Annotated in this window: 17 protein-coding genes; 2 read left to right on the top strand and 15 right to left on the bottom strand. The window is 70.8% G+C overall.

All coding sequences use genetic code 11. The features are described from left to right. Nucleotides 1-28 precede the first annotated feature (28 nt). The 15 genes from QQM67_RS10235 to pgsA all read right to left on the bottom strand — a co-directional run bounded on the left by QQM67_RS10235 (nucleotide 29) and on the right by pgsA (nucleotide 16,091). Entirely contained in the window at nucleotides 29-2,692 is a 2,664-nt protein-coding gene (locus QQM67_RS10235) for a RelA/SpoT family protein (RefSeq protein WP_399066066.1), read from the bottom strand. A gap of 149 nt (nucleotides 2,693-2,841) precedes the next feature. Then, nucleotides 2,842-3,363 carry an adenine phosphoribosyltransferase gene (locus tag QQM67_RS10230; protein WP_314173759.1) on the bottom strand — a complete coding sequence of 174 codons (522 nt, stop codon included), beginning with the start codon at nucleotides 3,361-3,363 and terminating at the stop codon, nucleotides 2,842-2,844. Between the two features lie 58 nt (nucleotides 3,364-3,421). Next, nucleotides 3,422-4,618: a protein translocase subunit SecF gene (secF, locus tag QQM67_RS10225; protein WP_314173371.1), complete on the bottom strand. Its 1,197-nt coding sequence runs from the start codon at nucleotides 4,616-4,618 to the stop codon at nucleotides 3,422-3,424. A 1-nt stretch (nucleotide 4,619) separates the two neighbouring features. Continuing rightward, nucleotides 4,620-6,395 carry a protein translocase subunit SecD gene (gene secD / locus QQM67_RS10220; protein ID WP_314173370.1) on the bottom strand — a complete coding sequence of 592 codons (1,776 nt, stop codon included), beginning with the start codon at nucleotides 6,393-6,395 and terminating at the stop codon, nucleotides 4,620-4,622. A 128-nt stretch (nucleotides 6,396-6,523) separates the two neighbouring features. Next, nucleotides 6,524-7,045: a preprotein translocase subunit YajC gene (gene yajC, locus QQM67_RS10215; RefSeq protein WP_314173369.1), complete on the bottom strand. Its 522-nt coding sequence runs from the start codon at nucleotides 7,043-7,045 to the stop codon at nucleotides 6,524-6,526. 162 nt (nucleotides 7,046-7,207) lie between these two features. Further along, the gene (gene ruvB / locus QQM67_RS10210; RefSeq protein ID WP_314173368.1) at nucleotides 7,208-8,299 is read right to left on the bottom strand and encodes a Holliday junction branch migration DNA helicase RuvB; all 1,092 of its coding nucleotides are present in this window, start codon (nucleotides 8,297-8,299) and stop codon (nucleotides 7,208-7,210) included. A 144-nt stretch (nucleotides 8,300-8,443) separates the two neighbouring features. Further along, entirely contained in the window at nucleotides 8,444-9,079 is a 636-nt protein-coding gene (gene ruvA, locus QQM67_RS10205) for a Holliday junction branch migration protein RuvA (RefSeq protein ID WP_314173367.1), read from the bottom strand. Continuing rightward, the gene (ruvC, locus tag QQM67_RS10200; protein WP_314173366.1) at nucleotides 9,079-9,687 is read right to left on the bottom strand and encodes a crossover junction endodeoxyribonuclease RuvC; all 609 of its coding nucleotides are present in this window, start codon (nucleotides 9,685-9,687) and stop codon (nucleotides 9,079-9,081) included. Before ruvC ends, ruvA begins: the two co-directional genes overlap by 1 nt. Nucleotides 9,688-9,880: 193 nt before the next feature. Beyond that, nucleotides 9,881-10,639 carry a YebC/PmpR family DNA-binding transcriptional regulator gene (locus tag QQM67_RS10195; protein ID WP_314173365.1) on the bottom strand — a complete coding sequence of 253 codons (759 nt, stop codon included), beginning with the start codon at nucleotides 10,637-10,639 and terminating at the stop codon, nucleotides 9,881-9,883. A 108-nt stretch (nucleotides 10,640-10,747) separates the two neighbouring features. Beyond that, entirely contained in the window at nucleotides 10,748-11,341 is a 594-nt protein-coding gene (gene pdxT, locus QQM67_RS10190) for a pyridoxal 5'-phosphate synthase glutaminase subunit PdxT (protein ID WP_314173364.1), read from the bottom strand. Between the two features lie 60 nt (nucleotides 11,342-11,401). Continuing rightward, nucleotides 11,402-12,370, bottom strand: a complete 969-nt coding sequence (gene pdxS / locus QQM67_RS10185; RefSeq protein ID WP_399066358.1) for a pyridoxal 5'-phosphate synthase lyase subunit PdxS — start codon at nucleotides 12,368-12,370, stop codon at nucleotides 11,402-11,404. Nucleotides 12,371-12,500: 130 nt separating this feature from the next. Further along, nucleotides 12,501-13,061 (bottom strand): LemA family protein, encoded by a 561-nt coding sequence (locus QQM67_RS10180; RefSeq protein WP_314173362.1) that lies wholly within the window; start codon nucleotides 13,059-13,061, stop codon nucleotides 12,501-12,503. Between the two features lie 80 nt (nucleotides 13,062-13,141). Then, on the bottom strand, nucleotides 13,142-14,302 hold the full coding sequence (locus QQM67_RS10175; protein WP_314173361.1) for a glycosyltransferase family 4 protein: 1,161 nt from the start codon (nucleotides 14,300-14,302) through the stop codon (nucleotides 13,142-13,144). Next, a complete protein-coding gene (locus QQM67_RS10170; protein WP_449657450.1) occupies nucleotides 14,299-15,348 on the bottom strand; it encodes a phosphatidylinositol mannoside acyltransferase in 1,050 nt (349 codons plus the stop codon). Before QQM67_RS10170 ends, QQM67_RS10175 begins: the two co-directional genes overlap by 4 nt. 41 nt (nucleotides 15,349-15,389) lie before the next feature. After that, nucleotides 15,390-16,091, bottom strand: coding sequence for a phosphatidylinositol phosphate synthase (pgsA, locus tag QQM67_RS10165; protein ID WP_399066057.1), 702 nt, complete (start codon nucleotides 16,089-16,091; stop codon nucleotides 15,390-15,392). 170 nt (nucleotides 16,092-16,261) lie between these two features. Between pgsA and QQM67_RS10160 the strand changes: the two genes are divergently transcribed. Then, nucleotides 16,262-18,460: an elongation factor G-like protein EF-G2 gene (locus tag QQM67_RS10160; protein WP_314173359.1), complete on the top strand. Its 2,199-nt coding sequence runs from the start codon at nucleotides 16,262-16,264 to the stop codon at nucleotides 18,458-18,460. Nucleotides 18,461-18,587: 127 nt separating this feature from the next. Beyond that, nucleotides 18,588-20,258, top strand: coding sequence for a hypothetical protein (locus QQM67_RS10155; protein WP_314173358.1), 1,671 nt, complete (start codon nucleotides 18,588-18,590; stop codon nucleotides 20,256-20,258). The last annotated feature ends 14 nt before the right edge of the window (nucleotides 20,259-20,272 follow it).

The raw sequence follows: 20,272 nt of genomic DNA, 5'->3' as shown, positions 1-20,272 counted from the left end.
GACGGCGATCGGGAGACCGGGACTGCGGTCAGGACGGCCTGCGCGCCGAGGTGACCCGGTAGACGTCGTAGACGCCCTCCACGCCGCGCACCGCCTTCAGCACGTGCCCCAGATGTTTGGGGTCGCCCATCTCGAAGGTGAAGCGGGAGGTGGCGACCCGGTCCCGCGACGTCTGCACGGCCGCCGAAAGGATGTTGACGTGCTGGTCGGAGAGGATGCGCGTCACGTCGGAGAGCAGCCGCGAGCGGTCCAGCGCCTCGACCTGGATGGCCACGAGGAAGACCGACGACTGGCTCGGCGCCCACTCGACGTCGATGATCCGCTCGGGCTCCTTCGTCAGGGAGTCGACGTTGACGCAGTCCGTACGGTGCACCGAGACGCCGTTGCCGCGGGTGACGAAGCCGATGATGGGGTCGCCCGGCACGGGCGTGCAGCACCTGGCGAGCTTGACCCACACGTCGTCCACGCCCTTGACGACGACGCCCGGATCGGTCGTACGGCGCTTGGCGCGGCGCGTGGGCGGCGGCATGGGCGGGGCCGTCTCCGCCAGGTCCTCGTTGGCGGCGTCCTCCCCGCCGAGGGACTGCACGAGCTTCTGCACGACGCTCTGCGCCGACATGTGGCCCTCGCCGATGGCGGCGTAGAGGGCGGAGATGTCGGCGTAGCGCATCTCGTGGGCGAGGGTGACGAGGGAGTCGCCGGTGAGGATGCGCTGGATCGGCAGGTTCTGCTTGCGCATCGCGCGGGCGATGGCGTCCTTGCCCTGCTCGATCGCCTCGTCGCGGCGCTCCTTGGTGAACCACGCGCGGATCTTGTTACGGGCGCGAGGTGACTTCACGAAGCCCAGCCAGTCGCGGGAGGGCCCCGCGCCGGCGGACTTGGAGGTGAAGACCTCGACGGTGTCGCCGTTGTCGAGGGTGGACTCCAACGGCACCAGCCTGCCGTTGACGCGGGCGCCGATGGTGCGGTGGCCGACCTCGGTGTGCACCGCGTAGGCGAAGTCGACGGGCGTGGCCTCCGCGGGCAGCGCGATGACGTCGCCCTTCGGCGTGAAGACGAAGACCTCGTTGCGGGAGAGGTCGAAGCGCAGCGACTCCAGGAACTCGCCCGGATCCTCGGTCTCCTTCTGCCAGTCGAGCAACTGCCGCAGCCAGGACATGTCGTTGACGTGCTCGTCGCCCTTGCCGGTGCCCTTCGGGGCGTCCGTACGCACCTTGGAGGCGCCGGCGACCGCCTGCTGCTTGTACTTCCAGTGCGCGGCGATGCCGTACTCGGCGCGGCGGTGCATGTCGAAGGTGCGGATCTGGAGTTCGACGGGCTTGCCCCCGGGCCCGATGACCGTCGTGTGCAGCGACTGGTACATGTTGAACTTCGGCATCGCGATGTAGTCCTTGAACCGGCCGGGGACCGGGTTCCAGCGGGCGTGGACGGTGCCCAGCGCCGCATAGCAGTCGCGGACAGTGTCCACCAGGACGCGGATGCCGACCAGGTCGTAGATCTCCGCGAAGTCCCGGCCGCGGACGATCATCTTCTGGTAGACGCTGTAGTAGTGCTTCGGGCGGCCGGTGACGGTGGCCTTGATGCGGGCGGCGCGCAGGTCCGCCTGGACCTCGTCGGTGACGACGGCCAGATACTCGTCCCGCTTCGGTGCCCGCTCGGCGACGAGCCGCACGATCTCGTCGTACATCTTCGGGTAGAGGATCGCGAAAGCCAGGTCCTCCAGCTCCCACTTGATGGTGTTCATGCCCAGCCGGTGCGCGAGCGGGGCGAAGATCTCCAGGGTCTCCCTGGCCTTCTGCTCCTGCTTCGCCCGCTTCAGATAGCGCATGGTGCGCATGTTGTGCAGCCGGTCGGCGAGCTTGATGACCAGCACCCGGGGGTCCTTGGCCATGGCGACGACCATCTTGCGTACGGTCTCGGCCTGCGCGGCCTCGCCGAACTTGACCTTGTCGAGCTTGGTGACGCCGTCGACGAGGAGGGCGACCTGCTCGCCGAAGTCGCGGCGGAGGGTGTCCAGCCCGTACTCGGTGTCCTCGACGGTGTCGTGCAGCAGGCCCGCCATGAGCGTCGCCGGATCCATGCCCAGCTCGGCGAGGATCGTGGTCACGGCGAGCGGGTGCGTGATGTACGGGTCGCCGCTCTTGCGCTTCTGGCCGCGGTGCCAGCGCTCGGCGACCTGGTAGGCGTGCTCGATCTGGCGGAGGGTCGCGGACTCGATCTTCGGGTCGTTGCCGCGCACTATCCGCAGCAGCGGCTCCAGAACGGGGTTGAAGGGGCTGGAGCGCTGGACGCCGAGGCGGGCGAGGCGCGCCCGTACGCGGTTGGAGGAGCCGGAGCGGCCCGAGACGCCGGACACCGCGCGGGCGGGGGCCACACGCTCGCTCTGCGCCTTTCCGTCCGCCGCCTGTGCGGGGGCGGGGCCGCCGCGGTCGTCGACCGCCGTGGCGGAGGCGTCGGGTGCGCGGCCAGCCTTGCCGCCGTCGGCGGATTTGCCGCGGGTGCCGCGCGCCTGGCCGCCCTGGGGGCGGGAGCCACGGCGCTCACCGGGCTGGGAGGCCGCCGCCTGCTCCGCGCCGTTCGTGCTCTCGTGAGCCGGCTCGTCCGTGGCCGCGGCGACGGCGCCGGGCCCGCCGGGCTCGGCGTCGTGACGCTGTGCGGCGGTGTACGGCTCGGCCTCGTCTGGCAAGAGCACTCCTCGTTGGACCCCAGCTCGGACTGCCATGGTATCGACCTTGGCGGTGACCCTGCCCGCGGCCGGTGGTGAGGGCACAGCTCAGGGCGGTCACCCGCGTCTCCTGGGGAGAACGTAGCGGCTGACCGCCCTGTGGCGTCCGCTCGTGGTCAGACCGTGACCAACGCGTCCAATGGGGCTTCGCGCAGCGCGGGCTTCAGCCGGTCCCGGCCGCCGAGGAAGCCGAGCTCCATCAGGACCGCTATGCCGGTGACGTGCGCTCCGGCCCGCCGTACAAGTTGCAGGGCCGCGTCGGCCGTGCCTCCCGTCGCCAGGACGTCGTCGATGATCAGCACCCTGTCGTCCGCGACGAGGTCCTCGGCGTGGACCTCCATCTCGGCTGTGCCGTACTCCAGCTCGTAGGACTGCGCGAGGGTCGCGCCGGGAAGCTTGCCGGCCTTCCGTACGGGGATGAAGCCGAGGCCCGCCCGCACGGCGACCGGAGCGGCGAGGATGAACCCGCGGGCCTCCAGGCCGACGACCTTGGTGGCGCCGCGCTGCACGCAGATGCTCGCGAGGGTGTCGGTGAGCACCGAGAACGCCTCGGGGTCGGCGAGCAGCGGCGTGATGTCCTTGAACGTCACGCCTGGCACCGGGTAGTCCGCCACGTCCCGGATGCGGCCGAGGAGCATGTCCCGTACGGCCGGGGGAACTGTGGCCTCCGGCTCGCTCGTGCTGGCTGTCACGCGTTCACCTGCGCTTTCCGGAGGGACGGTTGCGGCTGCGGTTGCGCGAGGACGGCTGGCGGCGCTGAGCCCTGGAACCGGAGGACTCGCTCCGGCCGCGCGGACCGACGACTCCGGCGCCCGCGGTCGCGGCGCCCTCGGCGTCCGGGATGACGCTGCCGTTGCCGGGGCCCGGGATGCCGTCGTGCGGGCCATGTCCGTCCTCCGAGGACTCGTCCTGGCCCTCGCGGTCCTCGTGCTTGAGGCGCTTGGTGCGCACGCGCCTGGCCAGCGCCTTCATCTGGGGCTCGCGCTCCTTGAAGTCGGCGACGAGCGGCGTCGCGATGAAGATCGAGGAGTACGCGCCCGCGGCGAGGCCGACGAAGAGCGAGAGCGCGATGTCGTTGAGCATCCCGCCGCCGAGGAAGCCGCCACCGATGAAGAGCAGCCCCGCGACGGGGAGCAGCGCCACGACGGTCGTGTTGATCGACCGCACAAGGGTGCCGTTGATGCTGCGGTTGGCGATCTCGCTGTAGGTGTAGCGGGTCTGCTTGGTGACGTTGCGACTGCTCTCTCTCAGGCTGTCGAAGACGACGACGGTGTCGTAGAGCGAATAACCGAGAATCGTCAGCAGACCGATGACGGTTCCCGGTGTGACTTCGAAGCCGACGAGCGAATAGATGCCGACCGTGATCGTGATGTCGTGGATCAGCGCGATGAGCGCGGCGAGGGCCATTCGCCACTCGAAGGCGATGGCCAGATAGATCACCACGAGGACCATGAAGATCCCCAGGCCCAGCCATGCCTTGTTGGCGATCTGCTCGCCCCAGCTCGGCCCGACGAGCTGGGTGTCGATCTTGTTGGAGTCGACCTTGAGGTCGTCGGCGAGGGACTCCTTCACGTCCGAGGACTTGGCCGTGTCCAGACCCGCGATCTGGATCCGCATGCCGCCGTTGCCCAGCTTCTGGACGATGGCCTGGCGCCCGGAGTCCTTCTCGACCAGCTCGGTGGTGTGCTGGACGGAGGCGGTCGTCTTCGGCGTGGTGAGCACCGCGCCGCCCTGGAACTCGATGCCCATGTTGAGGCCGCGCACCACCAGGCCGACGATCGCGGTGATCGTGATCAGGATGGAGACGCCGTACCAGAGCTTGCGCTTGCCGATGAAGTCGTAGCCGACGTCGCCGCGGTAGAGCCGGGCACCGATGTTGCCGAGTCGCGACATCTCATGCCTCCTTCGGGTCGGTGCCGATGACGGACGTGCGTCGCCCGCGGCGCAGTGGAGGTTTGGCGCCCAGCCTTCTCGGGTCGAGACCGGACCACGCGTTGCCGCTGGAGAAGAACTTCGTACGGGCCAGCAGCGTCATCAGCGGCTTGGTGAAGAAGAAGACCACGACGATGTCGAGCAGCGTGGTCAGGCCGAGCGTGAACGCGAAGCCCTGCACCTTGCCGACCGTGACGATGAAGAGCACGGCAGCGGCGAGGAAGGACACGAAGTCGGAGACCAGGATCGTGCGCCGGGCACGTGGCCAGCCGCGTTCGACGGCGGGCCGGAGCGTGCGCCCCTCCCGGATCTCGTCGCGGATCCGTTCGAAGTAGACGATGAAGGAGTCCGCCGTGATGCCGATGGCGACGATCGCACCGCACACGGCCGGCAGGTTCAGCGCGAAGCCGATCGCCGGGCCGAGCAGCGACATGATCGTGTACGTGAGGACCGCGGAGACGAGGAGGCTGAGGATCGCGATGAGCGACAGCCCCCGGTAGTACGCGACCAGATACACCACCACGAGCCCGAGCCCGATGGCGCCCGCGATGATGCCGGCGTTGAGCTGCTCGCTGCCGAGCGCCGGGGTCACCGTCGTGACGTCCGACTCCTCGAAGGTCAGGGGCAGCGCACCGTAGGAGAGGATGTTGCCCAGCTCCTCGGCGGACTCCTGGGTGAAGCTGCCGGAGATCTCCGCGTTGGCCGTCAGCCGCTGGCTCACGGAGGGCGCGGAGACGACCTCGCCGTCCAGCGCGATCGCGAACTGGTTCTGCGGCTGCTGCTTCTTGGCGAGCTTGCCGGTGGTGTCGCCGAAGTCGCTCGATCCCTTGCCGTCGAAGGACATCGTGACGATCCACTGGCCGCGCTGCTGGTCGAACTGGGCCTTGGCGTCTGTGACGTTCTTGCCCTCGACGCCGACCGGCCCCAGCACGTACTTGACCTTCTCCTTGGCGTCGCACGCCAGGACCGGCTCGCTCGACTTGGCGGCCGAGGCCCGCTCACTCACCTTGGCCTTGGCCTCTTTGCCGTTGCAGTTCAGCTTCTGAAGCTTCTTCGCCAGCTCCGGCGGGACGCCCGGAGGCTGCTGCGCCTGCGGCGGAGTGGTGGGCGGCTTCGTCTTGTCAGGCTTCGGACTGGGCTTGCCGTCCGCGGGCGCGGCCTTCGCCTTGAGGGCGTCGGTGACGGCGCGGCCCTGGTCGCCCTGGCTGCTGCCCTGCCGGCTCTGCTCGCCCTGCTGCTTCTCACCCTGCTGCTTCTCGCCGGACTGCGACGGCGACTTGGAAGGGGACTGCGAGGGCGACTGCTGCGGCGGCTGGGGCTGCTTGGTGGTCGGCATGTACGTCAGCACAGGTCGGAACGCCAGCTTGGCGGTCGTACCGACCTGCTCGCGGGCCTGCTTCTCGTTCGTGCCGCGGGGGATGTTGGCGATGATGTGCCGGTCGCCCTGGGTCTGGACCTCGGCCTCGGACACGCCCAGACCGTTGACACGCCGCTCGATGATCCCCACGGCGGTGTTCATGTTGGTGGGGTTGATCGCGTCCGGCTTGCCCGGCTGGTTCTTCGCCTCGAGGGTGATGCTCGTGCCACCGGCGAGATCGATGCCGAGCCGGGGCGTGGTGTGGCCGGAGAAGAACATTCCCCCGGTCAGGCCCACCAGGGCCAGCAGGATCAACGTCAGCGAGCGCCATGGTTTCGCGTGCGCGCCCGGGCTCCTGCGGCCTTTCTTCGGTGCTGCCACCTTCTCGTCTCTCCTGTCCCAGCAGCCGGTGCCGGCCCAGGAGTTGAGTGGGGCCGCCACGCGGCGCACAGATGGTCTGCGGACGTGCTCCGCCGCCGGGCCCGGTCAGTGGCCCGGCGGCGCCGACCTTACTCGGAGTCGCTGCCCTTCCGCTTGACGTCCTCGGGCTGGTCGTCACCCTTGGCCGTCTCGTCCTTCGTGTCCGCCTCGGCGGCGCTCTTCGCGTCGGCGGCGGCAGCGGTCTCGTCGTCGTCCTCGTCGGCGGACTTCGCGAAGTCCACCTTGGAGCCCTCTGCGTCCTCGTCGTCCGAGGTGAGGGAGGAGGCGTCGTCCGGGACGACGGTCTCGCCGAGGCCGAGGTCGGGGGAGGCGCCGCTCACGATCCGCTCGTACTCCTCCTGCTCGAGTACGGCGCCGACGGCGTTCTTGGCGTAGAGAGCATGCGTGCCGGGAGCCACCTCAAGGAGGACCGTGTCGTCGCGGATCTCCTTGACGGTGGCGTACATGCCACCGATCGTGCGGACACCGGTGCCCGGCGTCATCGCGTCACGCATGGCCGCGGCCTTGCGCTGCTTGTTCTTGGCGGACCGGGTCATCAGGAACATGGCCCCGATGAGAACGATGAAGGGGAGGAGAGTAACGATATTCACGGCGGGAGGTAGTCCTTCGCACGACCGCGTCTGAGGCGGCCTGGATTTCGGGGTGGGCGGGCCGCCCGTAAGGGACGGCGTCGGCGGAGTCTAAGCGAGCCCTCGCCAATGGAACAACGTCAAGCGCTGCACTGGGGTTCCTGGCCGGCCAGTCCTTCCGCGTCACTCACCGAAGAGCCCCTGCTGGCCCGTGCCCGCCGGGGAGTGCGGGGCCTGCGCAGGACGGGCAAGTCCGAGGTGGTCCCATGCCGCCGGGGTGGCGATGCGGCCGCGCGGTGTGCGGGCCAGCAGCCCCTCCCGTACGAGGAAGGGCTCGGCCACCTCCTCCACCGTCTCCCGCTCCTCCCCCACCGCGACGGAGAGGGTGGACAGGCCGACGGGGCCGCCGCCGAAGAGCTTGACCAGGGCTCCGAGGACGGAGCGGTCCAGCCTGTCCAGGCCCCGCTCGTCGACCTCGTAGACCCTCAGGGCCCTGGAGGCGATCTCGCGGTCGATGACGCCGTCCGCCTTGACCTGGGCGTAGTCCCGCACGCGGCGCAGCAGACGGTTGGCGATGCGGGGCGTGCCGCGGGAGCGGCCGGCGATCTCGGCGGCGCCCTCGGCGTCGATGCGCAGCTCCAGCAGGCGGGCCGAGCGGTGCACGACCTGTTCCAGCTCCTCCGGCTCGTAGAACTCCATGTGGGCGGTGAACCCGAACCTGTCGCGCAGCGGCGGCGGCAGCAGCCCCGCGCGCGTGGTGGCGCCGACCAGGGTGAAGGGCGGCAGCTCCAGCGGGATGGCCGTGGCGCCGGGCCCCTTGCCGACGATCACGTCGACGCGGAAGTCCTCCATCGCCATGTAGAGCATCTCCTCGGCGGGCCGCGACATCCGGTGGATCTCGTCGAGGAAGAGGATCTCGCCCTCCTGGAGCGAGGAGAGGATCGCCGCCAGGTCGCCGGCGTGCTGGATGGCCGGGCCCGAGGTGATGCGGATCGGGGCGCCCATCTCCGCGGCGATGATCATGGAGAGGGTCGTCTTGCCGAGGCCCGGGGCACCGGAGAGCAGGACGTGGTCGGCGGTGCCCTGCCGCCGGCGGGCGGCCTTGAGCACGAGGTCGAGCTGCTCCCGCACCTTCGACTGGCCGATGAACTCGCCGAGTTCCTTGGGGCGCAGCGCCGCCTCGACGGCGCTCTCCTCGCTCTCCGCGTCGGGGCCGACGAGACGGTCGGTGCCGTCGGCCGCCGCCCCCGCGCTGCCGTACTCCTCGCCGCTCAAAGCGTCCGCCTCCGCCCGTGGTGGTGCGCGGGGCGGCGCGCGCCCCTGTGTGTGCCCGTGCTGCCGGGTGTCCGCGTACCGGCGCCGCGCGTGCGCGTGCCGCCGCCGGTGGTGCGCGCCGTGCCGAGCGCTGCCGCCCCCATCTCAGCGGGCCCGGTTCAGCGTCTGGAGGGCGGCGCGCAGCAGCTGCGGGACGGGCGGCTCCGCGCCGGCGGCCAGGGCCTCCTCGGCCTGCGGTGCGACGGCCGCGACGGCCTCCTCCGCCTCCCGCGTCGCATACCCCAACCCGACGAGCGCCGAGTGCAATTGACCGCGCCAGCCGCCGCCGTCCTGCGCCCCGGCTCCCTGCCCCGGAAGGTGCGCCGCCGCACCGGAGACGGGCTCTCCGAGGCGGTCACGCAACTCCAGGAGGAGCTTCTGCGCGCCCTTCTTCCCGATGCCGGGCACGGCCGTCAGCGCCTTCTCGTCGCCGCTCGAGACGGCCGCCCGCAGCGCGTCCGGCGAGTGCACGGCGAGCATGGACTGGGCGAGGCGCGGCCCGACTCCGCTCGCCGTCTGCAGCAACTCGAAGGTCTGCCGGGCGTCTTCGTCGTCGAACCCGTAGAGAGTCAGCGAATCCTCCCGTACGACAAGGGAGGTGGCCAGCTTGGCGTGCCGCCCGACGCGCAGCCGCGCGAGCGTGCCGGGTGTGCACTGCACGGCCATGCCCACGCCGCCCACCTCGACCACCGCGGTGTCGGGGGCGAGCGAGGCGACGGTGCCGGAGACGAAGGCGATCATCACGCGGTGCCTTTCGGGGCTCGTCCTGCGTCATCTGCCGTGCGGGCGGCGGCACTCGGGGCCGGCGGGGAGACCCCCGCGTGCCTCGCGTGTGCCTGCGCCTGCGCCTGCTGGAGGCGGTTGAGACGCTGCTGCACGGGGGCGCGCCAGATGTGGCAGATGGCCAGCGCCAGGGCGTCGGCGGCGTCGGCGGGACGAGGCGGCGCGTCGAGCCGAAGAAGGCGGGTGACCATGGTGCCGACCTGTGCCTTCTCCGCGCGCCCCGTGCCGGTCACGGCCGCCTTGACCTCGCTGGGCGTGTGCAGTTCGACGGGCAGGCCGCGGCGCGCGGCGCACAGCATCGCGACCGCGCTGGCCTGCGCGGTGCCCATCACCGTACGGACGTTGTGCTGGCTGAACACCCGCTCCACGGCGACGGCTTCGGGGTCGTGCCGCTCCAGCCACTGCTCGATGCCCTGCTCGATCAGCACGAGCCGCTCGGGGACGGGCACGTCCGCCGGTGTGCGCACGACGCCGGCGGCCCTCATCGTCAGCGCTCTGCCGGCGGCTCCCTCGACGACTCCGAGGCCGCAGCGGGTCAGCCCCGGGTCGACACCGAGCACACGCACGCCCGTCCTCCTCGCTCACGCTTGCGGCTCCGACTGTGTTCCCGCAGGTTATCGGCAGGCGCCGACAAACCCGCCGCGGCGTACCGGCGCGGGTGCGTGAACAGCCCCGATCCTGGAAGCAGTTGCGGGCAGCGGCAGCGCGGCGCACGTGGTGGACGGCGGCAGAGCCGGTGGACGGGCGGCCCGTGCGGCCTCAGGCGTCGACCTTCGCCATGATGTCGTCGGCGACGTCGAAGTTGGCGAACACGTTCTGCACGTCGTCGCTGTCCTCGAGCGCGTCGATCAGCTTGAAGATCTTGCGGGCGCCGTCCTCTTCCAGCGGCACCTGCACGCTGGGCAGGAAGCTGTTGTCGGCCGACTCGTAGTCGATGCCGGAGTCGACCAGGGCCGTGCGCACCGCGACCAGGTCGGTGGCCTCGCTGATGACCTCGAAGTTCTCACCGAGATCGTTGACTTCCTCGGCTCCGGCCTCAAGCACGGCGGTCAGCACGTCGTCCTCGGAGAGCCCGTCGTCTCCCTTGGGGACGATCACGACGCCCTTGCGGTTGAAGAGGTAGGAGACCGAGCCCGGGTCGGCCATGGAGCCGCCGTTGCGGGTCATCGCGACGCGTACGTCCGAGGCCGCGCGGTTGCGGTTGTCCGTGAGGCACTCGATGAGCACCGCGACGCCGTTGGGGCCGTAGCCCTCGTACATGATCGTCTCGTAGTCGGCGCCGCCCGCCTCGAGACCGGCGCCGCGCTTGACCGCGCTGTCGATGTTCTTGTTGGGGACCGAGCTCTTCTTCGCCTTCTGAATGGCGTCGTAGAGGGTCGGGTTGCCGTCCGGGTCGGCACCTCCGGTACGGGCCGCGACCTCGATGTTCTTGATCAGCTTGGCGAAGAGTTTGCCGCGCTTGGCATCGATCACGGCCTTCTTGTGCTTGGTGGTTGCCCACTTAGAGTGGCCGGACACAGCCTCGCTCCTTCGACGTCACCGACATGAACCGACGCGGAGATCCTACCGTCAGCGACTCAGCGTGCTGACCGCCCCGCGTCCCGCCCGTTCCCCGCGCCCGCGTGGTCAGGCGCGCGCGTCGCGCACCATGTCCACGAACAGCGCGTGCACCCTGTGGTCGCCGGTAAGTTCGGGATGGAACGCGGTCGCCAGCAGGGCGTCCTGGCGCACCGCGACCGGATGCCCGTCGTAGGCCGCCAGCGTCTCGGCCCGGACGCCGGCCGACTCGACCCACGGCGCCCTGATGAAGACGCCGTCGACCGGGCCGCCCTCGATTCCGGCGACGTCGAGGAGCGCCTCGAAGGACTCGTTCTGCCGCCCGAACGCGTTGCGGCGCACGATCATGTCGATGCCGCCGACGGTCTCCTGGCCCGAGCGGGGATCGAGGATCTTGTCGGCGAGCATGATCATGCCCGCGCACGAGCCGTACGCCGGCATGCCGGCCCGTACGCGCTCGCGCAGCGGCTCCATCAGGCCGAAGGCGACGGCCAGCTTGGAGATCGTCGTCGACTCGCCGCCCGGGATGATCAGACCGTCGACCTCGGCGAGTTCCTCGGGCCGCCGCACGGCGCGCGCCCGTGCGCCCGCCGCCGCGAGCGCGGCGAAGTGCTCGCGTACGTCGCCCTGGAGGGCGAGGACGCCGACTGCGGGAGTGCTCACGGGGTGGTGCCTCTCGTACGGATAGGGCCTGTTGTGCTTCGGGACGTCACCGGCGGTGCGTCACCAGCCGCGGGAGGCGTAGCGCTCGCCCTCGGGCAGGGTGTCGCAGTTGATGCCCACCATGGCCTCGCCGAGACCGCGCGAGGCGTCGGCGATGATCTTCGCGTCGTCGTAGAAGGTCGTCGCCTTCACGATGGCCGCGGCACGCTTGGCCGGGTCGCCGGACTTGAAGATCCCGGAGCCCACGAAGACGCCCTCGGCGCCGAGTTGACGCATCAGCGCGGCGTCCGCCGGGGTCGCGACGCCGCCCGCGGAGAAGAGCACGACGGGCAGCTTGCCCAGCTCGGCGACCTCGCGCACCAGCTCGTACGGGGCGCGCAGGTCCTTGGCCGCGGCGTACAGCTCGTGGCCGTCCAGCGACTTGAGCCTGCCGATGTCGCCGTTGATCTGGCGCATGTGGCGCACTGCCTCGACGACGTTGCCGGTGCCGGCCTCGCCCTTGGAGCGGATCATCGCGGCGCCCTCGGAGATGCGCCGCAGGGCCTCGCCGAGGTTGGTGGCCCCGCAGACGAACGGGGTGGTGAAGGCGAACTTGTCGCTGTGGTTGACCTCGTCGGCCGGGGTGAGGACCTCGGACTCGTCGATGTAGTCGACCCCGAGCGCCTGGAGGAGCTGCGCCTCGACGAAGTGGCCGATGCGGGACTTGGCCATCACCGGGATCGTGACGGCGTCGATGATCCCCTCGATCATGTCCGGGTCGGACATCCGCGCGACGCCGCCGTCCTTGCGGATGTCGGCGGGGACCCGTTCCAGCGCCATGACCGCGACGGCGCCGGCGTCCTCGGCGATCTTCGCCTGGTCCGGCGTCACGACGTCCATGATCACGCCGCCCTTGAGCTGTTCGGCCATGCCACGCTTGACGCGGGCGGTGCCGGTCGCGGGGGCCGGAGCGGCGGACGTGGAAGAGGGCACGGAAGACGGGGTGGACACGTATGACCTCACTCGACGGGAAAAGTACGACAGGACCATGGTAGTCCGCTGCATACAGGCTCCCGGAGAGGGGTGGCCTTGGAAAAGGGCCAATTCGGCTGCGGTGGACTGCCCGTCCGGGCGCCTGCGCGGTGCAGTTCGCGGCGCTCTTCCCGGGCGCCCGCCCCGCCTACCGCTGTGCGCCGTTCCCCCGGTCCGCCAGGGCCGGCGGCGGCTCGTCGTCCATCTCGAAGGCCAGCGGAAAGGGCGCATAGCCGGCCAACCGCAGCCAGCGGACGGTGCGATGGCGCCGCAGCGCACGGGCCGCCCGTACGGCGTCGTTGTGGAAGCGCCGCGCCATCGGCACCCGGCGTACGGCCGCGGCGAGTTCGGCCGCGGTGTCCTCGCCGCCCGGAGCGGCCCGTACCGCCTCGACCTGCGCGCTCTCGTCGAAGACGGCGCGCAGCGCCTGGCTCAGCTCGCTCTCGGCCACCTCGCGCTGCTCCTCCGGCGCCTGCCTGGCGTCGTGCGCGGCCTGGTAGAGGACGATCGACGCCGCTGGATCGAGGACGCCGGCGGTGGCCAACTCCTGGGCGATGGACGCCCGTCGGAGCAACTGCGCGTCGAGCGCGGCCCGCGCGGCGTCGATGCGGGCGTGCAGCCGGTCGAGCCGTCCGGCCGTCCAGCTGAGGTAGACGCCGACGAGAAGCACGGCGACGGCGAGCAGGATCAGGGTGGTCATGGTGGGCATCGCTTCCGCGCTCTCCCTCGTTCTTCAGCTGTCACCGGGCGCAGGCCGGCGGCTCCGCGCGCCCGGGCAGGGAGCGCGGCTCACTCACGGGCCAGGCCGAACCGGGCCCGCAGGCCGATGCGTTCGTCGGGCGAGACGGCCGCGGCGCCGTCGGTGACGGTCTCGTACACGGCCAGGATGTCGGCGCCGACCGTGGACCAGTCGAAGCGGCGCACGTGGCGGCTTCCGTACGCGCGCAGCCGCTCCCTGCGCTCGGGGTCGGTCAGCAGCCGCACGGCGGCGTCCGCGAGGGCGTCCGCGTCCGCGTTGGGGAAGAGTTCGCCCGCCGCTCCCCCGTCCAGCACCTGCGCGAAGGCGTCGAGATCGCTCGCGAGCACGGGAGCGCCGGAGGACATCGCCTCGACGAGGATGATCCCGAAGGACTCGCCTCCGGTGTTGGGCGCCACGTACAGGTCGACGCTGCGCAGCAGCCGCGCCTTGTCCTCGTCGCTGACCATGCCGAGGAACTCGACCCGGTCCCGCATGTCCTGGGGCAGATCCTCGACGGCCTCGTCCTCGTCGCCGCGCCCGGCGACCAGCAGCCGCGTCTGCGGCAGCGATTCGAGGATGCGCGGAAGCGCCTTCATCAGGACGGGAAGTCCCTTGCGGGGCTCGTCGATCCGGCCGATGAAGCCGATGGTGCCGCCCTGCCACTCGGCCTTGGGCTCGGCGCGCGCGAAGAAGTCCACGTCGACGCCGTTGGGGATGACGACGGCGTCACCGCCGAGGTGCTCGACGAAGGTCCGCCGTGCGTACTCGCTCACCGCGATCCGCGCGCTGATCTTCTCCAGCGCTGGCTGGAGGATCGGATACGCCGCGATCATCGCGCGCGAGCGGGGGTTGGAGGTGTGGAAGGTGGCGACGATGGGCCCCTGGGCGGCCCAGCAGGTCAGCAGCGCGAGCGAGGGCGTCGCCGGCTCGTGGATGTGCAGCACGTCGAAGCCGCCCTCGTGCACCCATCGCCGCACCCGTGCCGCCGAGAGGAAGCCGAAGTTCAGGCGCGCCACCGAGCCGTTGTAGGGCACGGGAACGGCGCGGCCCGCGGAGACGACGTACGGCGGCAGCGGCGTCTCGTCGTCGGACGGCGCCAGTACGGACACCTCGTGGCCGGCGCGGTCGAGATGCTCGGCCAGGTCGCGCACGTGGAACTGGACACCGCCGGGCACGTCCCAGGAGTACGGGCAGACGATCCCGATCCTCATGCCTCCCGCCCCTCCCCGGACGCGGCGTCCCTTCTCCCCGTGTCGTTCCCGGCGGGGCCCTTCCCGAACGTGTCCTTCTCCGCGGCGTTCTCGCTCCCGGCGGTCGTGTTCTTCGCGGAAGCACCCTCCGCGGACCTGTCCTCCGCCGTGTTCCTCGCGGGAGCGGCCCGCTCAGCCCTGTCGTCCGCCCCGGGCTCCGCGAAGTCCGAGAGCCAGAGCCGCTGCAACATGTGCCAGTCCTCGGGGTGCTCCGCGATCCCCTCCGCGAAGGCGTCCGCCACGGACTGCGTCATGACCGCCGCCTTCTCCGCCCGCGTGCCGTGCGCGGGAACCTCGACCGGCGGGTACACCCTCCCCTCCAGCCTCGGCGACTCCTCGTACCAGAGCGTCACCGGCAGCAGCATCGCCCCGGTCTGCTGGGCGAGCAGGGCCGGACCGGCGGGCATCCGCGTACGTTCGCCGAAGAACGTCACCTCAGTCCCCGACGCGGACAGATCGCGGTCGGCGACGAGGCACACCAGACCGCCGTCGCGCAGCCTGCGCGCGAGCGTCCCGAACGCGCCGCCGCCGGAGTGCGGCAGCACCTCCATGCCGAGCCCTTCGCGGTAGGCGACGAACCGGTCGAAGAGAGACTCGGGCTTGAGGCGTTCGACGACGGTGCTGAACGGCGTCTTGAGCGCCGTGGTGACGTACGCACCCGCCAGGTCCCAGTTGGCCAGATGCGGCAGCGCGAGGATGACGCCCCGGTCCGAGGCGATGCCGTCGGTCAGCCGGTGCAGATCGTGGATGTGCACGCTGTCCCGTATGTGGTGCTCGCGCCAGGCCGGCAGCCGGAACGACTCCATCCAGTACCGCAGATACGAGCGCATGCCGGCCCGTGAGAGCCGCATGAGGCGCTCGCGGGAGGCTCCGGGCACGACACGGGCGAGGTTCGCCTCAAGCTGGCGCACGCCCCTGCCGCGCTGCCTCCAGAGCGTGTCGGCGATGCCGCGGCCCAGGGCGGCGGCGGCCGGTTCGGGCAGGCGCCGCACGCCGGCCCAGCCCATCGAGTACAGCGAGTCCGTGAGCCGGTCACGTGCCGTGTCGCTCACGCGGTGCCCGTCCCCTCGGCCTCGGCCGCCTCACGCCGTACGGTGACGACGCGCTGCCCGAGCGTGACGAGACTGCCGAGGGCCACGGCCCACAGCGCGACGGGCAACAGCACGCCGATGTACGGGACTCCGAAGATCGTGAAGCCCGAGAACCCCGCGAGAACCAGCGTGATGACGAGCCGTTCGGCGCGCTCCACAAGGCCGTTGACGTTCACCGGCAGCCCGATGCTCTCTCCGCGCGCCTTGGTGTACGAGACGACCTGGCCGCTGGCGAGGCAGAAGATCGTGACCCCGCACATCAGGACGCTGTCGCCCCCGCCCGCGTACCACAGCGCGATGCCGCCGAAGACGGCCGCGTCGGCGACGCGGTCGAGCGTCGAGTCGAGGAAGGCTCCCCACCGGCTGGAACGCCCCAACTGCCGTGCCATGGTGCCGTCGACGAGATCGGAGAAGACGAAGAGCGTGATGACGACGGTGCCCCAGAAGAACTGGCCGAGCGGGTAGAAGACCAGCGCTCCCGCCACCACTCCCCCGGTGCCGATCAGGGTGACCGTATCGGGGCTCACTCCATGGCGCAGCAGCAGCGTCGCGATGGGGGTGAGGACACGCGTGAAGAACGCACGCGCGTACTTGTTCAGCATGGTCGTCCCGGTGATCGATACGAGTCCGGCGGCGGATTCGGCCACCGGCGGGCCCATGTTAGCCAGGCACGCGGGCACCCGGGCTCAGGGCCGGTGGCCCTCCGCTGCACTACGTATGGACGCGTGCCGGGTGCGGTGGAAAGCTCGAAGGACCGCGTTTTTCGCGACGGAGATTCTCGCGACGAAGCCAGACGGACCCAGCAGGTGTCGACCGGAAGGCGGGACACATGGGCGACAAGGCGAGCACACACCCCGGAGCCGCCGGCAGGGCAGCGGCGGCCGACCACCCCTCGAAACTGCGGAACGTGGTGCTGGTCGGCCACAGCGGATCAGGAAAGACCACCCTCGTGGAAGCACTCGCGCTGGCCTCCGGAGCCGTGACGAGGGCCGGCAGGGTGGAGGACGGCGGATCCCTGTCCGACTACGACGAGATCGAGCACCGCCAGCACCGTTCGGTGCAGTTGTCCCTGGTGCCGGTCGAGTGGGAAGGCATCCGGATCAACGTACTGGACACCCCCGGATATGCGGATTTCGTCGGGGAGTTGAGGGCCGGTCTGCGAGCAGCGGACGCGGCCCTCTTCGTCGTCTCGGCCGCCGACGGCGTGGACGGCGCGACGCGGCTGGTGTGGGACGAGTGCGCGGCGGTCGGGATGCCGCGGGCGATCGTGGTGACTCATCTCGACACCGCCCGCACCGACTTCGAGGACATGGTCTCCGTGTGCCAGAGCGCCTTCGGCGGAGACGACCCGGACGCGGTCATCCCGCTCTATCTGCCGCTGCACGGCGAGCAGGGCGCCGACGGGCACGCGCCCGTCGAGGGGTTGATCGGTCTCCTCTCGCAGCGCGTCTACGACTACTCCTCGGGGACGCGCACCGAGCGCGATCCCGACACCGGACAGCTGCCGAAGATCGAGGAGTCCAGGAACCGGCTCATCGAGGGGATCATCTCGGAGAGCGAGGACGAGACCCTCATGGACCGCTATCTCGGCGGCGAGGAGTGCGACGTCCAGACCCTCGTCAAGGACCTGGAGAAGGCCGTCGCACGCGGCGTCTTCCACCCCGTGCTGGCGGCCGCGCCGGCCGCGGAGGGCGCGCAGCACGGCCTGGGCACCCTGGAGCTGCTGGAGTTGATCACCGGCGGATTCCCCTCGCCTCTGGAGCACGAGATCCCGGCCGTCACGACGCCGGACGGCAAGCCGCGCCCGGCGCTGACGTGCGATCCGGACGGCCCGCTGGCGGCCGAGGTCGTCAAGACCTCCTCCGACCCGTACGTGGGCCGCATCTCACTCGTCCGTGTCTTCTCCGGCACGCTCCGTCCCGATGAGACCGTGCACGTCTCCGGGCACGGGCTGGAGGACCGCGGCCACGAGGACCACGACGTGGACGAGCGGATCGGCGCCGTGTCCGCCCCCTTCGGCAAGCAGCAGCGCCCGCTGGCCAAGGCCGTGGCGGGCGACCTGGCGTGCGTGGCCAAGCTGAGCCGGGCGGAGACGGGCGACACCCTCTCCGCGAAGGACGACCCGCTGCTGATGGAGCCGTGGGTGATGCCCGATCCGCTGCTGCCCGTCGCCATCGAGGCGCACACCAAGGCCGACGAGGACAAGCTCTCGCACGGGCTCTCCCGGCTCGTCGCCGAGGACCCGACGATGCGCCTGGAACAGAACCCCGACACCCATCAGCTCGTCCTGTGGTGCCTGGGCGAGGCGCACATGGGCGTCGCGCTGGAGCGGCTGCGCGGCCGCTACGGCGTCAACGTCGACTCCGTGCCGCACAAGGTGTCGCTGCGGGAGACCTTCGCCGAGAGCGCGTCAGGCCGCGGACGGCACGTCAAACAGTCGGGCGGGCACGGGCAGTTCGCGATCTGCGACATCACGGTGGAGCCGCTGCCCGGCGGCAGCGGCATCGAGTTCGTCGACAAGGTCGTCGGCGGCGCCGTGCCCCGGCAGTTCATCCCGTCCGTGGAGAAGGGCGTACGCGCGCAGGCCGCCAAGGGCGTCGCCGCCGGCTATCCCCTGGTGGACTTCCGGGTCACGCTGCACGACGGCAAGGCCCACTCGGTGGACTCCTCGGACGCCGCCTTCCAGACCGCGGGCGCGCTCGCACTGCGCGAGTGCGCGGCCAAGGCGCGCATCCATCTCCTGGAGCCCGTCGCGGAGTTGCAGGTGGACGTGGAGGACGAGTACGTCGGCTCCGTGATGAGCGACCTGTCCGGCAAGCGCGGAAAGGTCTCCGGCACCGAGCAGGCGACGGACGGGCACACGCTCGTACGGGCGCAGATCCCGGAGATAGAGATCAGCCGGTACGCGGTGGAGCTGCGGTCCCTCTCCCACGGGACGGGCCGGTTCGCCCGCTCGTACGCGTGCCACGAGCCGATGCCGCAGAACTTGGCCGGCAAGATCCTGGAAGCCGCTCAGAACGGCGGCTGACTGCGGTTACGCTGGGCAAAGACACGTGAAAAGGTGTGCCGGCCACGGCAGTTGGGAATATGCCGTGGTCGGCACCGCGTGCGGCGGTGGGCGGCAGCGAACAGGGCTTGACGAAGTGGGGGGCTCAGTGGCCGGGTTCGAGGATTTCGAAGGGATCGAGGCCGCGTCCGACTTCAGCCCGGGCGCCCAAGTGCCGCTCTCGGGCTCGGGCGGCCAGACGGCGGCCACGCAGGCCCTCGCGTCGGGCGCGTACCGGGACGGCCCGATCACGGATCTCATCGCGGCGAACGACAGCGCGTCGGTGAAGGCGCCCCGCCTCTCCCTCTTCGAGCCGAACCTCGGCGAAGCCTTCTCGCGCGCCGTGCAGGTGCGGCTCCTGGGAGGCGCGCGCAAGGCTCTCATCCAGTCCTTCGGCATCGAGCCGCAGACGGTGGTCGAGCACTGCCTGGCGGCCACGCGCATCCGCAAGGACCGGGACACCCGGCTGACCGTGATCATGGTCATCTTCGGCGTGCTGTTCCTGCCGGGCACCTTGCTGTGGCTGCTGGCCTTCCAGCTGCGCCGCGCGATCGCCGGCGCGCAGGACAAGCGCATGGGCGCGTTCGGCATGGCCGCGATGGTCGCACTGGGCGGTCTCGCCGTGCTGTTCATGCTGAAGCTTCCCTTCGACGGCGTGCTCGCGTACTACCTGCGCGGCATGCTCATCGCACCCATCGTCGGCTGGCTGTGGGCGAAGCAGGTCTGCGAACGCTCCGCCAAGATGCTCCGCGGACAGTGGGAGCAGCTTCTGGGCGGCAGCGGCGTGGGCGCGAAGATCCCCGAGGCGGTGCCCCAGGACCCGGGGGACGCGGGCGCCGAGCGCATCCGCCTGGGCCTCGCCAAACTCAGCGCCGAGCAGGCCAGCAACCTCGTCTACTACGCGGGCCCCAAGGGGATACTCGGCATGGGCACGCGCTGGGGCAGCTGGCAGCTCGCCGAGGAGCTCGTCCCGAAGGACCCGGAGGCGGACATCAACCCGTTCCGCAGCTGGGACGTCGCCCGCGCCATCTACGACCAGCTGCGCATGCTGGAGCGCGGCCCGCTGCACACCGGCGGCTTCCCCAAACCCTCCATCCGGCACTGGATCGTCTCCCCCATCGGCGAGGGCGCCAAGGAGGTCAGCCGCCCCGAGGGCCAGGAGGTCGAGGGGTACCGCATCAAGGACTTCGAGATACAGCGCATCTGCAACGAGCAGCAGTTCGGCAGCGGCAACAGGCACTATCTCGGCGTCCAGTTCGTGCTCTGGGACGGCCAGTTGGTGATCACGCTGCTGATCACGGTGACGGTGCTGCACCACACGATGCGCATCGAGGTCACGGGCCACGCCCTCGGGCCGGTGCATCCGCTGTTCACCACCAAGCCCAAGGCCAAGACCAAGACCGTCTCCAAGAGCGTGAAGTTCTGGGAGACCAAGGACATCAAGCTCCCGCTGGTGGAGACACCCGAGGTGGTGCGGCTCGCGGCGCGCGCACCCTTCACCTGGTTCCCGCCGGTGCTGGACTTCCTCGGCGGCAAGCTGAACCTTCCGGAGCCCTTCGGGCTGCGGCACGCCTGGGCGGACAAGCCGTGGCGGCACCGCTTCATGGCCGACGACGCGCTGCGCGCCGCCACTCCCGTGCTGCGGGTGGTGCATGCCGCGGCGATGCGCGTCCTGGACGAGAACGGCTGCAACACCGACCAGTTCGGCGCCCGTTCGCTCGTCCTCAGCGGCCAGGTGCAGGGCGCGGAGCCCAAGAAGGCCGACGCGTACGACGCATAACGCGGCGACCCCGG

The sequence above is a fragment of the Streptomyces winkii genome (assembly GCF_032248595.1).
GTDB lineage: Bacteria > Actinomycetota > Actinomycetes > Streptomycetales > Streptomycetaceae > Streptomyces > Streptomyces winkii.
Note: the sequence above shows the minus strand (reverse complement) of the source record. Positions and strands in the feature narration are given on the sequence as shown.

Coding starts and splice junctions, on each gene's coding strand:
- pgsA (WP_399066057.1), bottom strand. CDS start 16,091: ATGGGCCCGCCGGTGGCCGAATCCGCCGCCGGACTCGTATCGATCACC.
- secF (WP_314173371.1), bottom strand. CDS start 4,618: ATGTCGCGACTCGGCAACATCGGTGCCCGGCTCTACCGCGGCGACGTC.
- ruvA (WP_314173367.1), bottom strand. CDS start 9,079: ATGATCGCCTTCGTCTCCGGCACCGTCGCCTCGCTCGCCCCCGACACC.
- QQM67_RS10170 (WP_449657450.1), bottom strand. CDS start 15,348: ATGGGCTGGGCCGGCGTGCGGCGCCTGCCCGAACCGGCCGCCGCCGCC.
- QQM67_RS10230 (WP_314173759.1), bottom strand. CDS start 3,363: ATGCTCCTCGGCCGCATCCGGGACGTGGCGGACTACCCGGTGCCAGGC.
- QQM67_RS10175 (WP_314173361.1), bottom strand. CDS start 14,302: ATGAGGATCGGGATCGTCTGCCCGTACTCCTGGGACGTGCCCGGCGGT.
- QQM67_RS10180 (WP_314173362.1), bottom strand. CDS start 13,061: ATGCCCACCATGACCACCCTGATCCTGCTCGCCGTCGCCGTGCTTCTC.
- QQM67_RS10160 (WP_314173359.1), top strand. CDS start 16,262: ATGGGCGACAAGGCGAGCACACACCCCGGAGCCGCCGGCAGGGCAGCG.
- pdxS (WP_399066358.1), bottom strand. CDS start 12,370: ATGGTCCTGTCGTACTTTTCCCGTCGAGTGAGGTCATACGTGTCCACC.